Annotated in this window: 12 protein-coding genes; 5 read left to right on the top strand and 7 right to left on the bottom strand. The window is 73.9% G+C overall.

Going from position 1 to position 12,932, the window contains the following annotated elements; translation table 11 throughout:
- Window positions 1-13 precede the first annotated feature (13 nt).
- Together ACFQ8E_RS07825 and ACFQ8E_RS07820 are read right to left on the bottom strand one after the other, a co-directional pair.
- Window positions 14-580 (bottom strand): dihydrofolate reductase family protein, encoded by a 567-nt coding sequence (locus ACFQ8E_RS07825; protein ID WP_430550014.1) that lies wholly within the window; start codon window positions 578-580, stop codon window positions 14-16.
- An 86-nt stretch (window positions 581-666) separates the two neighbouring features.
- Window positions 667-1,263, bottom strand: coding sequence for a hypothetical protein (locus ACFQ8E_RS07820; RefSeq protein ID WP_430550013.1), 597 nt, complete (start codon window positions 1,261-1,263; stop codon window positions 667-669).
- A gap of 148 nt (window positions 1,264-1,411) precedes the next feature.
- On the opposite strand from ACFQ8E_RS07820, the gene ACFQ8E_RS07815 reads away from it, so the two are divergent.
- The 3 genes from ACFQ8E_RS07815 to ACFQ8E_RS07805 all read left to right on the top strand — a co-directional run bounded on the left by ACFQ8E_RS07815 (window position 1,412) and on the right by ACFQ8E_RS07805 (window position 3,739).
- Window positions 1,412-2,395, top strand: coding sequence for a GlxA family transcriptional regulator (locus ACFQ8E_RS07815; protein WP_430550012.1), 984 nt, complete (start codon window positions 1,412-1,414; stop codon window positions 2,393-2,395).
- 88 nt (window positions 2,396-2,483) lie between these two features.
- A complete protein-coding gene (locus ACFQ8E_RS07810) occupies window positions 2,484-3,242 on the top strand; it encodes an SDR family NAD(P)-dependent oxidoreductase (RefSeq protein ID WP_430550011.1) in 759 nt (252 codons plus the stop codon).
- Window positions 3,239-3,739 carry a MarR family winged helix-turn-helix transcriptional regulator gene (locus tag ACFQ8E_RS07805; protein WP_430550010.1) on the top strand — a complete coding sequence of 167 codons (501 nt, stop codon included), beginning with the start codon at window positions 3,239-3,241 and terminating at the stop codon, window positions 3,737-3,739. The genes ACFQ8E_RS07810 and ACFQ8E_RS07805 overlap by 4 nt, the downstream gene beginning before the upstream one ends.
- A gap of 102 nt (window positions 3,740-3,841) precedes the next feature.
- Here the strand turns inward: ACFQ8E_RS07805 and ACFQ8E_RS07800 are convergent, their stop codons facing one another.
- Genes ACFQ8E_RS07800 through ACFQ8E_RS07790 form a run of 3 tightly spaced genes read right to left on the bottom strand, consistent with a single transcriptional unit; the run spans window position 3,842 to window position 7,114 of the window.
- Complete coding sequence (locus tag ACFQ8E_RS07800; RefSeq protein WP_430550009.1) at window positions 3,842-5,455, bottom strand: CotH kinase family protein; 1,614 nt, start codon at window positions 5,453-5,455, stop codon at window positions 3,842-3,844.
- 22 nt (window positions 5,456-5,477) lie between these two features.
- The gene (locus ACFQ8E_RS07795; protein WP_430550008.1) at window positions 5,478-6,149 is read right to left on the bottom strand and encodes a DUF4956 domain-containing protein; all 672 of its coding nucleotides are present in this window, start codon (window positions 6,147-6,149) and stop codon (window positions 5,478-5,480) included.
- On the bottom strand, window positions 6,146-7,114 hold the full coding sequence (locus ACFQ8E_RS07790; RefSeq protein WP_430550007.1) for a polyphosphate polymerase domain-containing protein: 969 nt from the start codon (window positions 7,112-7,114) through the stop codon (window positions 6,146-6,148). The genes ACFQ8E_RS07795 and ACFQ8E_RS07790 overlap by 4 nt, the downstream gene beginning before the upstream one ends.
- Window positions 7,115-7,309: 195 nt before the next feature.
- Between ACFQ8E_RS07790 and ACFQ8E_RS07785 the strand changes: the two genes are divergently transcribed.
- Window positions 7,310-8,098: a response regulator transcription factor gene (locus tag ACFQ8E_RS07785; protein WP_430550006.1), complete on the top strand. Its 789-nt coding sequence runs from the start codon at window positions 7,310-7,312 to the stop codon at window positions 8,096-8,098.
- A 94-nt stretch (window positions 8,099-8,192) separates the two neighbouring features.
- Window positions 8,193-9,779, top strand: coding sequence for a sensor histidine kinase (locus tag ACFQ8E_RS07780; protein WP_430550005.1), 1,587 nt, complete (start codon window positions 8,193-8,195; stop codon window positions 9,777-9,779).
- Here the strand turns inward: ACFQ8E_RS07780 and ACFQ8E_RS07775 are convergent.
- Both ACFQ8E_RS07775 and ACFQ8E_RS07770 read right to left on the bottom strand, forming a co-directional pair.
- Entirely contained in the window at window positions 9,771-11,900 is a 2,130-nt protein-coding gene (locus tag ACFQ8E_RS07775) for an HlyD family efflux transporter periplasmic adaptor subunit (RefSeq protein ID WP_430550004.1), read from the bottom strand. The genes ACFQ8E_RS07780 and ACFQ8E_RS07775 overlap by 9 nt on opposite strands.
- Window positions 11,893-12,915: a hypothetical protein gene (locus ACFQ8E_RS07770; protein WP_430550003.1), complete on the bottom strand. Its 1,023-nt coding sequence runs from the start codon at window positions 12,913-12,915 to the stop codon at window positions 11,893-11,895. The genes ACFQ8E_RS07775 and ACFQ8E_RS07770 overlap by 8 nt, the downstream gene beginning before the upstream one ends.
- Between the last annotated feature and the right edge of the window lie 17 nt (window positions 12,916-12,932).

The raw sequence follows: 12,932 nt of genomic DNA, 5'->3' as shown, positions 1-12,932 counted from the left end.
GAACGGGCAACGCTCAACGTCTGGTCTCGTATCGTGTCAGGACCACACCACCGGGGAACTCTCGCCTCTCCACCAGATCAAGGCTCACCCAGTGCTCGAGCGCCGTGAAGAACGGTCTGCCGGCACCCACGAGCACCGGGTGGGTGACGATCGAGTACTCGTCGATCAGCCCGGCGCGCATGGCGGTCGCGGCGAGCGTGGGGCCGCCCCCGATATCCAGGGGGCCGCCGTCCTCGGCCTTCAACCGGGTGATCTCGTCGACGACGTCACCGGTGACCACGCGGGCGTTCCAGCCGACAGGCCTCGGCGTCGAGGAGAAGACCACCTTCGGCATGTCTCGCCAGCGGCGGGCGAACTCGACCTGGGCCGGGGTGACGCCGGGCTGCTGATCGGCGGTCGGCCAGTGCGAGCTCATCGTCTCCCACAGCCTGCGCCCGTACAGCGCCAGGCCGGTTGCGGCGACCCGATCGGACCACCACTGGAACCACTCGTCGCTGGGCCGGCTCCAGCCGAGGTCGTCGTCCGCCGCGGCCACGTAGCCGTCCAGGCTCACGTTCATCCCATAGGTCAGCTTCCGCATGTCATCTCCTGACTGTCGATCGTCGGTGGTCGACAGGCTCGATCGGTGTGCCTGTCGGGAGGCGGTAGAACGGCGTCGGCGCCCTCTCAGCCGAAGAACGCCAGGGCGATGCAGCCCAGGCCGAGCGGGACATCGAGGAAGAAGCAGGCCTCCGCCATCGACCGGGGCACCACCTGGTCCCTCCGGTGATGCACGACGTCCCACACGCCGTGGCCGGCGAGCGCGAGCCCCGCGACCACGAGACCGGCCTGGGGATCGATCGCCAGCGCGGTCACGGCCACGGCTCCGAAGCCGACGAGCGCAAGTGCTTGCGGCACTGCGGCTCGCGTCGCCCCGCGCGTCGCGCTGACGATGAGGAGCATCAGGGCGGTGATGCCCACCCCCGTCCACCAGGGGATCCCCGCGGCCTCGCTCGCCACGATCACGAGCGACGTGCCGAGGACGCTCGCCCACGCGACCCATCGGCGCCCGAACGCCGCCGCGGCGAGGTAGCAGAGCGCGGCCGCGCTCACCCCGATGGCAAGCGTGGCGCGGTCACCCACCCCGGTCGCGAGCAGAGCGGCCGCGACGCCCAGGCCCAGCGCGGCCGGCCAGCGGCTCACGACGCAGCGCACGGTGGCGCCGGACGACGGTTCCAGGGCGGGTGCCGCGGTGCTCGTACGAATCGTGGGTTCCGCGCTCATGTCGTCCTCGCTCCGTCGGGTGGGTGGTGCGTCGTGCAGCCGCGACCTCGTGGACCCAGGCTCCCTCTCGATTCGGGTACGCCCCGGGGGTACCGTCTGGAGGTGTCCAGATCCTTGGACCAGGCGTCGCGAAATCGGGGTGGGGCTCATGGACGAGCGTGTCGTCGCGGTCATCGGGTACGCCGGTGCGGAACTTCTCGACATCGCCTGCGTGACCTCCACGCTGGTCCTGGCGAATCGGCTCGGCGCCCGTCCCGGGTACCGGCTCGTGCTGCTCACGCCGGGGAATGCGCCTGTCGCGTGCGACTCCGGCCTGGTGCTGGCGAGCCAGGGCTCCTTGCAGCGCTGGGTCGAGCCGGTCGACACGATCGTCGTGACCGGCGGGCTCGGGCACGAGGACGCCGGAGCTGATCAGCTCGTGGTCACGCACGTCCGTCGGCTCGCCGCGCTGAGCCGTCGGGTCGCATCCGTGTGCACCGGGGCGACGGTGCTCGCGGCGGCAGGTCTGCTCGACGGGCGCCGTGCGACCACCCACTGGCGGTTCGCGGACCGGCTCGCCCGCGACTACCCGGCCGTCCGCGTCGACCCGGCGCCGATCTACGTCCGGGACGGTCGCGTCTACACGTCGGCCGGCGTGACCAGCGCCCTCGATCTGACGCTGGCGCTGGTCGAGGAGGACCACGGCCCGGAACTCGCGCGCCGCCTCGCCCGGGATCTCGTGACCTACCTCCAGCGTCCGGGGAACCAGGCGCAGATGAGCTCGTTCACCGCGGCGCCGCAGGTGCGCGACGCGTACGTCCGGTCGGTCACGGACCTGGTGACCACGCAGCTCGACGCCGATCTCTCGCTTCGTGCGTTGTCCGCCCACGCCGGTATCAGCCCGCGCCAGCTCAGCAGGCTCTTCGTCCGGCACGTCGGCCGCACCCCCGGGCGCTACGTCCGGCGGGTACGCACCGAAGCGGCCGCGCACCTGCTCGCGTCGACCGACCGCACCGTCAGCGCCATCGCGCGCGACTGCGGTCTCGCCTCTGCCGAGTCGCTGCGGCAGGCGTTCGTCGCCGAGTACGGCATCGCGCCGTCGCGGTACCGCACGGCTCATCGGCGTGCGACGCGGGTCGTCTCGCCGCCCTGACCTGACACGGGCGTTCGGGCGCGATGCCGAGCTCGAGAGCGGTGATACTGTCGCCAAGACAGTAAATTGCTCGCTCAGGAGGCCGTCCATGTCCACCACCGCACGCTTCGCCGACAAGGTCGCCCTCGTGACCGCCTCGGGCGCGGGGATCGGCGCAGCCGTCGCCACCCGGCTCGCCGCCGAGGGGGCCTCGGTCGTCGTCTCCGACGTCGACGCGGAGGCCGGGGCGAAGGTCGTCGAGGGGATCGCCGCGTCCGGTGGCCGTGCCGTGTTCCAGGGTGCCGACGTCAGTGACGCCGCGGCCGTCGAGGCGCTGGTCGCGACCGCCGTCGAGACGTTCGGCGGGCTCCACCTGGCGGTGAACAACGCGGGCGTCGGCACGCGGCCGACGCGCGTGCACGAGATGCCGGTCGAGGCCTGGGACCGGGTGGAGGACATCACCCTGCGGGGCACGTTCCTGTGCCTGCGGGCGGAGATCGCGCACATGGCCGCCCACGGCGGTGGGTCGATCGTCAACACCGCGTCGATCGCCGGGCTCAAGGCGTCGCCGGGCATGTCGCCCTACTCGGCGGCCAAGGCGGGTGTCGTCTCCCTCACGCACGCGACGGCCCTGGAGTACGTCCGCGACGGGATCCGCGTCAACGCGGTCGCGCCCGGCGCGATCGAGACCGCCGCGCTCGCGTCGCTCCCCGCCGAGGCGCGCGCGGGCTACGCCGCCGACGTGCCCATGGGGCGCCTCGGGCGCCCCGAGGAGATCGCCGCGGCCACCGCGTTCCTCCTGTCCGACGAGGCGGCCTTCGTCACCGGCGTGGTGCTGCCCGTCGACGGCGGCACGCGGATCGCATGACGCCCGCGACCGGTCCCGAGACCCGGCCCGCGGACGCGGCGGACGTCCCCGGGTACCGCTCGGACCTGCTCGACGCGCTGGTGCGCGTCATGGGCCTGTGGTCCGGCGGAGACCTCATGGCGTCGATCGCGCGCCGCGAGGGCGTGGACCTCGACGCCCCCGCGATCGTCGTCATGACGGTGCTCTGGCGGCATGGTCCGCGACGTCCGTCCGACGTCGCGGAGCACCTGTCGACGGGCGCGTCCAACGTCAGCAAGATCCTCGGCCGCCTCGAGGCCAGGGGGCTCGTCGAGCGGCGGGCCGACCCCGCCGACGCCCGCGCGTCCCGCGTGCACCTCACGCCGGCGGGCGTGGACGTCGCCCGCCGGTTCGTCGAGGGCGGCGACCGGCTGGTGGACGAGCTCCTCGCGGGGTGGGACGTCTCGGACCGTCGTGCGCTCGCCGTGCTGCTGCGTCGCCTCGAGACCGCCACGGAGGACCATCTGCGCCGGTCGTGACCACCGCGCGTCCGACCCCGCACCGACCCTCCCCGCCACGAACCCCGCAGAGGAGACGCCGAGGCGGGGGAGCGGCCGTCGAGACCACCACTGCCCGCGTCGTCACCGGCCGGATGACCCGGCGTCCGACTCGTCGGTGCCGCCGCCGACGAGCTCTCGGACCGACTCCGCGTCCGCGTCGATCGTCGCCTGGTCGACACCGTCGGTGGCGGGCACCCGTGCGGCCACCTCGTCGACCAGGTCGGCGGCCTTCCCGCTGTCGATCCACTCGGCGGTCAGGTCGTCGACGGCGGCGTCGATCTTCGCCGCGAGGCCGGCGTCCTCCTCGAACCGGGTGACGAGCGCGTTCTGACTCGTCATCCCGCCCATGCCACCGCCCCCGGCCCCTCCCGGGCCGCCCTCCATGCCCTCGGGCGGGCCCTGGGCGTCGTCGTCCGACGTGCCGCCACCCTCGCCGCCACCGGGCATCATCCCGCCCATCCCGCCGGGACCGGACATCCCGCCGAGGGCGAGGTTGAGGTCCCAGGACACGACGCTGAGGAGGCCGGTGTCGAGGTCGTAGTACAGGTAGGCGTTCTTGCCCGGCCCGGAGATGGTGTCGAAGTTGTCGATGACCTCCTGCGTGCCCAGGTACCGGGCGAAGGACTCGACGTCGACCCACTGGTCGAGCTCGTCGGCGAACTCCTCGTCCGACGCGCCGTCCAACCACCTCAGGAACGACACGATCGGCTGCAGGTCCTGGCTGCCGACGAGGTTGACCTGCTTGAAGTCGTCCGTGTACTCGGTCTGGTCGTCGCCCTGGTACTCGAACGAGCTCGTCGACAGCAGCTTGTAGAGCACCCCCTCGCCCTCGAGCCCGTCGGCGTACTGCGGGTCGGGGTTCTCGACGACGAGACGGGTCGTGGTCGGACGGTCGTTCACGGCATAGGTGGTGAACGCGTAGTCCTGCGTGGGCTGTCCCGACCGCGCCGTGAGCTCGAGCGCGACCGCCTCGTTGAGCGACGACTCGCTCGACGCGCTCGCGGGACGGATCGAGAGCTCGGTCCGTCCCTGATAGGCACGGCCCGGCTCGTTCTCGTCGAAGCTCACGAGCAGCGGCAGGTTCTCCGGCTCGGCGGTGGTCAGGGACACCCCGGTGCCGCCGAAACCACCGCCGTCCTCGCCGCCGGGCATCCCGCCTTCCGGCATCTGGCCGTCCGCGGGCGGCTCCATGCCTTCGGGGAGCTCCATGCCCTCGGGCGGCTGGGGCATACCACCCTCGCCGCCGCCCATGCCGCCACCGATGCCACCCGGCGCGCGCTCGCCCTCCGTGTCGGACCCCGAACGGTCGTCGACCAGCGACGAGAGCGTGGAGTTGCCCTTGAGGCGCACGGCCACGTCCTCGATCGTGGTGCCGTCGATGGTGATGTCGGCGGACATCCACTCCTTCTCGCCGTCGGCGAAGTAGGCGTCGAGCATCTCGTCGTAGCGCTCCTGCGTGTACGACAGCGAGATCTCGTGGTCCACGGAGTCGTCGAAGAGGTCGACCGACCCCGTGATGTCCTGGGTGAGGCGTTCTTCGTCGGTGACGGCGGCCGAGCTCGTGGAGTACGGCCGGATCGTCAGGTCCCCGAAGAAGGTCAGGGCGACGGCCACCCCGACGACTCCCGCGGTCAGGGGCTTCCAGTGCTGGCGCAGCCGCACCGGGAGGCGCTGGCGAAGGCTTGCGAGACTCATGTTCACCTGATCGGTCACCCGCTCACATGTCGGACTGGTCGTACCCGGTCAGGACGGTGACCTTCTGCCCGGAGTTGATCGCGCCGAGCGCCTCGATGACCTCGGCGGTCGTGACCCCGCCCTGGAGACGCACGGAGTAGAAGAGCTCGGTCAGGGCGCCGCCGCGCACGGTCTCGACGCTCACCAGCTCGAACTCCTGGGTCAGACGGATCAGCACGTCGGCGACGTCCTGCTGATACCGGGGCTCGGGCGGCACCTGGACCTTGACCACCTGCCGCTGGATGTCGAGCTTGAACCAGTCGAAGCGCTGCATGAGGAAGATGACGAGCAGGATGATCGCGGTCGCCGCGGCGGCCAGCAGGTAGAAGCGCGTGCCGACGGCCATGCCGATCGCCATCACGAGGAAGATGAACCCGACGTCGCGGGTCTCCTTGATCGCGTTGCGGAACCGGATCACGGACAGGGCGCCGACGAGCGCGAAAGCGCGGGCGATGTTCGACCCGACGACCAGCATGATCACGGCGACGACCATGCCGATGATGACGAGGGTCTGGACGTAGGACTGGCTGTAGGAGATGTTCCGGTGCGTCCGCTTGTACACCCAGCCGATGGCCGAGGACAGGACGAAGGACAGCACCAGCGTCATCGCGACGTCGAAGACGGAGAAGGTTCCGCTCAGATCTTGCAGGTTCATCGGACGAGGACACTCTTTCGGTTCGGGGCGTCGGCGACGCCGGTCGGGGTGGTGGGGTCGGTGGTCTGGACGCTGGCGGGGTCGCCGAGGACGGCCTCGAGCTCGTCCGGGGCGTGCATGGTCGAGCGCGGCGCGAGGCCGAAGGCCTGCACGCTCTGGCAGTACTTCGAGATCCGCACGACGTCGAGGCTCATGCGGGCGGTGAGGTCCGTGACCCACGCCGGCACGCGCTCGTTGGCCTTGACCTCGAGCACGGACAGGCGGGCGGGCAGGATGAGCCGGTTCGGGGCCTCGGAGGCGAGGTGAAAGTCGCGGTCGCGGCCGCGCAGGCGGTGGTCGAGGGTGACGCGCAGGCCGAGGTCGGCCTCGCGCCCCACCCAGGCCTCACGGTGGTACCCGGTGGTCACCGTCGGGCGCAGGTCGAGCTCGCCCACCAGGGTCGACACCTCGTCGAGGAAAGCGCGCTCGCGGGGGCTGACCTCGCCCTCGGGCTCGTAGCCCTCCGGCGAGCAGAGCCGCAGCGCGTCCCGGTACGGCAGCACGACGCGGCGCTTCTGCGTGACGCGGTTGACGCGCTGCTTGATCTCGACGAAGACCGCCGAGTCCGGCGTCAGGTCGTCGGCCGTGCCGTAGTGCCGCACGCGCAGCTTGCGCCGGAACTTCAGGCCCTCGATCTTCTCCCAGTAGAACGTCAGCCGGGCGGTGTCGTAGTAGACGCTGGTGATCGGGTAGCCCCGCTCGCCGGAGTACGCGTCGTCGTCCATGTGCCGGCGCAGCTCGGCGCGGAGCTCCTCGGCCTGGTCCTGCGGCACGAGGTACTTGATCTCGAACCGGTTGAACGCGTGCAGGCGGCTCGCGGTGGCGGTGCGTGCCGAGGACGCGGGGCCGGCGGGGCGACCCGGGTGCTGCGGTCCGGGGTCGCTGGCTGTCGTCCGGGTCTCGGAACGTCGGGACCGACGTCGCACGGGAGGCTCCTCTCGTCGGTGCCGGGGCGGCGCCGGGGATGAACGACGGCCGTCCGGCAGGTGAACAACCGGGAACCTGCAGGCTGGCGGGGCAACTTATGCGCCCGCTGAGATCTGCGGGTTCACGGGCGAAGACATAGCGGGCTCACAGGTTCGGTACAGGAACCGCGGGGGTCGAGGCCGCAGGCTGGCGCCATGACGTCGTCCTCCGTACCCTCCTTCACGACCGTCGGGCGTCCTGACCAGCCGCTCCTGACCCGACCGGACGGGTCGCCCGTCCGCGCCCTCGTGGTGGACGACGAGCTCAACCTCGCCGAGCTCCTCGCGACGGCGCTCCGGCTCGAGGGGATGGACGTCACGGCCGCGCCCGACGGCGCGTCGGCGCTCCGCCTGGCGCGCGAGACCGGGCCGGACCTCGTCGTGCTCGACGTGATGCTCCCGGACATGGACGGGTTCACCGTGCTGCGACGGTTGCGCGCCCAGGGCGCCCGGATGCCGGTGCTGTTCCTCACCGCGCGCGACGCCGTCGAGGACCGGGTCGCGGGCCTCACCGTCGGGGGCGACGACTACGTGACGAAGCCGTTCAGCCTCGAGGAGGTCGTCGCCCGGGTGCGTGGCCTGCTGCGACGTGCGGGAGCGGTGACGCGGTCCGAGGACGGGCTGCTCGTCGTCGGCGACCTCGAGCTCGACGAGGACGCGCACGAGGTGCGCCGGACGGGGGAGGAGGTCCACCTCACCGTCACGGAGTTCGAGCTGCTGCGGTTCTTCATGCGCAACCCGCGCCGGGTGCTGTCGAAGTGCCAGATCCTCGACCGCGTGTGGAACTACGACTTCGGCGGCCAGTCGAGCATCGTCGAGCTGTACGTCTCCTACCTGCGCCGCAAGATCGACAAGGGGCGGGAGCCGATGATCCACACGCTGCGCGGGGTGGGATACGTCCTCAAGCCCGCGGCCGGCGCGGCGGACGGCGGCGCCCGTGCGTGACCATGGCCGGTGGGCGGGACGGCGGTCCGCCACCCCGGGACCTGCCGCCGCGCAGCCCCGCACCCTGAGGCCCGTCACCCTGAGGCGGCGCCTCGTGATCGTGCTCGCCGCCGTGGTCGTCGTCGTGACGGTCGGCCTCGTGACGGCCTCGACGGCGGTGCTGCGATCCCAGCTCGTCGCGCAGAGCGACCAGCGGCTGGAGCAGGCGAGCCGGCGCCTCGTGGACGGGCCGGGGCCTCGGCCGCCCGGCACCGCCGCCGAGGACGGGTCGGCCGTCCCGGACGACGTCCCGCCCGCCGCCGGCGACGACCCTTCGGAGTTCCCCGCGGGCTTCGGCCCCGGCAGCGCCGTGGTGCGCTCCGTGGACGGCGAGCCGGAGCTGGCCGACCACGTGACGGAGGCGCTGGAGCGCACCACCCTGGACGACGCGCAGGTCGCCGCCCTCGAGGCGGTGCCCGCGGACGGCCGGGCGCACGACGTCGACGTGCCGGACCTCGGCGCGTTCCGCGCCGTGCACCGGACGAGCGGCGACGTGGAAACCGTCGTGGCCACGAGCACCGCGACGGTCGCCACGACCGTGCGGGGCTACGTCCTCGTGCAGGTGGCGCTCGGGGCGGCCGGCCTGGCGGTGGCCGTGCTCGGCGGCGCATGGCTGGTGCGGCGCTCGCTGCGCCCCCTCGACGACGTCGCCGAGGCCGCCGTCCGGGTCTCGGAGCTCGAGCTCGCCCGGGGCAAGGTCGCCGGCATCCCGCGAGTGCCCGCGGGCCTCACGGACGAGCGCACGGAGGTGGGCCAGGTGGGCGCCGCGCTCAACCGGATGCTCGAGCACGTCGAGACCTCTCTCCAGGCGCGGCACTCCTCGGAGCAGCAGGTGCGCCGGTTCGTCGCGGACGCGAGCCACGAGCTGCGCACCCCGCTCGCGACGATCCGCGGCTATGCCGAGCTCGTGCGCCGCGCCCCCGACGAGCCTGCCGGCGGCACCGCCCGGTCGCTCGACCGGATCGAGTCCGAGGCGGTGCGCATGTCCGGACTGGTCGAGGACCTGTTGCTCCTCGCCCGGCTCGACGCCGGCCGCCCGCTCGACCGGAAACCGGTCGACCTCGCCGCGCTCGCGGTCGACGCGGTGATGGACGCCCACGCCGCGGGTCCGGCCCACGACTGGGTGCTCGCGCTGCCGGGCGACGGTGACGACGACGGTGATGACGACGGTGATGACGACGGTGATGACGACGGCGAGGGGCGCGGTGACGGGGACGACGCCGGTCCCGGTGAGGACGCGCCGGTCGTGACCGGCGACGAGGCGAGCCTGCGCCAGGTGCTGGCGAACCTGCTCGCGAACGCCCGTACGCACACGCCGGCGGGCACGCGCGTGGCGGTGCGGCTGCTGGACCGCGGCGACGCCGTCGAGATCGAGGTGGCCGACGACGGCCCCGGCATCGCCCCCGACCTCCGCCCGGGGCTGTTCCGCCGCTTCACGCGGGGCGACGCGTCGCGTCACCGGGCCGGCGGGTCGACCGGACTCGGCCTCGCGATCGCCGACGCGATCGTGGCCGCTCACGACGGCTCGATCGACGTCCGGTCCGCCACCGTCGGCGAGCGACGTGAGGGCGGGACGGGGACGACGTTCACCGTGCGCCTGCCGCGCGGGCGCACGGCGGACGCCGCGCCGCGCTCAGCGTGACGCGCCCGACGGCGGCTGGAAGCCCTCCGGGAAGCCGCCGCCCGGGAACCCGCCCTGCGGCCCGGTCTGCTCGTCGGAGCCACCGAGCCCGCCGAGGCCGCTCGACCCCTCCTCGTCGTCCTGCACGAGCTGCTGGTCCAGGTCGGCGAGCACGACCTCGTCGCCGGCGTCGAGCCCACCCGTGATCTCGGTGCGCTCCGGCCCGACGGCGCCCGTCGTGACCTCGACCGTGCGCACGGCGTCGCCGTCGAGCACCCGCACCGTCCGCGCGGAGCCGTCGGCGCTCACGGCCGACGTCGGGACCACGAGCGCGTCGTCCACGGTCGCGACCTCGATCGTCGCCGAAGCGGAGGCGCCCTCCGGCAGCGAGCCGCCCCCGCCTGCCGCCCCGTCGGACGGGTCGAGCGCGATCGTCGCCGCGTACGAGGGGGTCGACGTCTCCGAGGAGTCGAGGACGCCCACGCTGCTCACCGTGCCGGTGTACTCGCCGCCGGTCGCGGGCACCGTCGCGGTGACGGGCTGCCCGACCTCGACCGACCCGACCTCGGCGAGGTCGAGCGTCGTGGACAGGACGTAGCCGCCGTCGCCGAGGATCGTCACGGCCGCGTCGCCCGCGCTCACGCTCGCGCCCTTCGCGGCGTCGACCCGGGCCACCGTCCCGGAGACGGGTGCCGTGAGGGTGCCCGCGGCGGCGGCCGCCGTCGCGATGTCGACCTCGCTCTGCGCGACCGTGACCGCGGCGCGGTCCGCGAGGATGCGCTCGGCCGTGACGCTGCCGGCGCTCGTGCCGGAGCCGCCGGGCGTTCCGGTTCCGGCCGTGCCTCTGGTGCCGCCCGTACCCGACGTTCCGGAGGGCGCGGAGCCTGAGGGCGCAGCGCCCCCGTCCGCGCCGCTCGGTGCTCCGCCCCGGGACGTGTCGTCCGAGCCCGCCTCGGGCGCCTCGCCCGACGGGGACCCGCCCCCGGTGCCCGTGCCGGTGCTGCCGCCGGTCCCGGAGCCAGTTCCGGAGCCAGTTCCGGAGCCGGTGCTGCCGCTGTCCGGCGTGCCCCCGGCGGAGCCGGGGGCGTCGGCGTCCTGGAGCGCCCGGACGGCGTCGTCGAGAGCGTCGGCCTCCTCGCCCAGGCTCGTCACGGCGTCGTCCAGGTCGGCCACCAGGTCGGTCAGCGCCCCCTCGGCCTTCCCGGTCGCCTGCTGGGCGGTGCCGGTCGCGACGAGCGCGTCCTGCGCGGCGACGATCGCGTCCACGCAGGCCGCGAGGTCGTCGTCCGTGGTCTCGTCGTCCGTGGTCCCGTCGTCGCCGGAAGCACCGTCGGTGGCGTCGGCCGCGGCCAGGACGGCCGCGCAGGCGCCGTCGTCGCCGGTCGCGGCGGACACGGCGTCGCCCGAGGCGCCGAGCGCCGTCGTGCCCGCGACCAGCGCGTCCTCCACGGACTCGTAACCGTCCAGGAGCGCGTCCTGGGCCGCCTCGACGTCCTTCCGGGCCGCGGCGAGCGCGGCGCGCGCCGCCGTGACCGACTCCTCCAGGTCGGTGCCGCCCTCCGTGGCCGCCGCGGCGGCGGCCGTGCTCACGGTGCCGGTCGTGCTGACGAGCCGTACCGACCTGGTCGCCGACCCGGTAGCCGACGAGGCGTCCGTCGTCGCGGAGCTGGGCTGGACGTCGCCGGACCCGGACGTGCTCCCGGTCGCGGTGCTGCCCGTCACGGTGCCGCCGCTCGTGCTGGCGCTCGTCCCGTCGGCCTGGGCCTCCAGGTCGTCGGCGAGCGTCTGCTTCGCGTCGGCGAGGGTCTCGGTGGCGTCGTCGACGGCGTCCTGCAGCTCGTCGGCGTCGAGCGTGGCGAGCGTGTCGCCCGCCTCGACCTCGTCGCCCGCGGCCACCTTCACCGAGGCGACGGTGCCGGACGTGCCGAACGTCGTGTCGGCGCGGCCGGCGGACGCGACGGTCGCGCTGACGGACACGTGCTGCACGACGTCGCCCGTGGTCGCCGCCACCGTGCGGTAGCGAGCGTCGGCCGGGCGCAGGGCGAACGCCGTGCCCCCGGCACCGATGACGACCACGGCGACCCCCGCTGCGACGAGGCGCCGGCGCCGCGTGCGCCGTCGGCGGACGGCGGCGTCACGCATCGCCGTCACCGCCCTGCCCGCCGTCCTGCCCGCCGTCCTGCCCGCCGTCCTGCCCGCCGTCCTGCCCGCCGGGGAACCCGCCGCGACCGCCGAACCCGGTGGAGCAGCCGTCGTCGCCGGGCGCCGAGACGGTGAGGCTGGTCGCGGTGACCGCGCCGCCGTCGTCCTCCTCGCCCTGCGCGGTGACGCACTGCCCGACGGCGACGTCGTCGGCCGACCCGCCCTGCTGCACGGAGTACGTGGTGGCGTCGTCGACCATGACGGTCTCCTCGCCCGTCTCGCCGTCCGCGGAGGTCGTGGTCAGCGTGACCGTGGTCCCGTCGACCGCGGTGACGGCCCCGGCGGTCACGCCGCCGAAGCCGCCCCGGCCGCCGCCCGGGCCCCCGGACGGCACGTCGGTCGGCATGTCGGTCGGCATCCCCGACGGCAGGTCGGTGGGCAGGTCGGACGGCGCGCCCTCCGGACGTTCGCCGCCCCCTGGGAACCCGCCGCCGAGCCCGCCGGTGCACTCGCCGTCGACCGGTGCGCTCACGACGACGGACGACACCGCGGAGCCCTCGTCGTCGGCCGAGCCCGAGCCGGCGAACGAGGACGAGTCGCCGCCGGGCATCCCGCCCGCCGTCGCGACGACGCACGAACCCACGGCGACGTCGTCGAGCGAGCCGTCGACGGTGACCGTGATCGTGGTGTCGTCCGTCCAGCTGACGGCGGTCTGGGAGTCGGAGCCCTGGACCTGTGCCGTCGTGCCGTCGACGGCGGCCACCTCGCCCGAGACGCCGGGAGCGCGGCCGCCGCCCTGCGGGCCGCCCCGGCCCTCCTGCTGGTCCTGCTGCTGGCCCTCGGCGGCGGGCGGCGCGTCCGACGTCGCGGCGTCCGACGACGAGCACCCGGCGAGCGTGAGCGCGAGGCCCACGACCCCCAGGACGCCGTACGACGCGAGTGCGGTGCGCGAGCGTCGGGCGGGGGAGGTGGCGGGGGACAAGGTGGTGCTGGACGGGGTGGTGCGGCGGGTCATGAGGTTCTCCGGGACGT

The organism is Isoptericola sp. NPDC056573 (assembly GCF_042793335.1).
Lineage (GTDB): Bacteria > Actinomycetota > Actinomycetes > Actinomycetales > Cellulomonadaceae > Isoptericola.
The sequence above is the reverse complement of the archived record's forward strand: the minus strand, read 5'-3'. Positions and strand labels throughout refer to the sequence as shown.

Bases quoted from the DNA above. Each gene is read 5' to 3' on its own strand.
- ACFQ8E_RS07825 (WP_430550014.1), bottom strand. From the start codon at position 580: ATGCGGAAGCTGACCTATGGGATGAACGTGAGCCTGGACGGCTACGTG.
- ACFQ8E_RS07795 (WP_430550008.1), bottom strand. From the start codon at position 6,149: ATGAACCTGCAAGATCTGAGCGGAACCTTCTCCGTCTTCGACGTCGCG.
- ACFQ8E_RS07775 (WP_430550004.1), bottom strand. From the start codon at position 11,900: ATGCGTGACGCCGCCGTCCGCCGACGGCGCACGCGGCGCCGGCGCCTC.
- ACFQ8E_RS07820 (WP_430550013.1), bottom strand. From the start codon at position 1,263: ATGAGCGCGGAACCCACGATTCGTACGAGCACCGCGGCACCCGCCCTG.
- ACFQ8E_RS07800 (WP_430550009.1), bottom strand. From the start codon at position 5,455: ATGAGTCTCGCAAGCCTTCGCCAGCGCCTCCCGGTGCGGCTGCGCCAG.
- ACFQ8E_RS07785 (WP_430550006.1), top strand. From the start codon at position 7,310: ATGACGTCGTCCTCCGTACCCTCCTTCACGACCGTCGGGCGTCCTGAC.
- ACFQ8E_RS07810 (WP_430550011.1), top strand. From the start codon at position 2,484: ATGTCCACCACCGCACGCTTCGCCGACAAGGTCGCCCTCGTGACCGCC.
- ACFQ8E_RS07770 (WP_430550003.1), bottom strand. From the start codon at position 12,915: ATGACCCGCCGCACCACCCCGTCCAGCACCACCTTGTCCCCCGCCACC.
- ACFQ8E_RS07815 (WP_430550012.1), top strand. From the start codon at position 1,412: ATGGACGAGCGTGTCGTCGCGGTCATCGGGTACGCCGGTGCGGAACTT.
- ACFQ8E_RS07805 (WP_430550010.1), top strand. From the start codon at position 3,239: ATGACGCCCGCGACCGGTCCCGAGACCCGGCCCGCGGACGCGGCGGAC.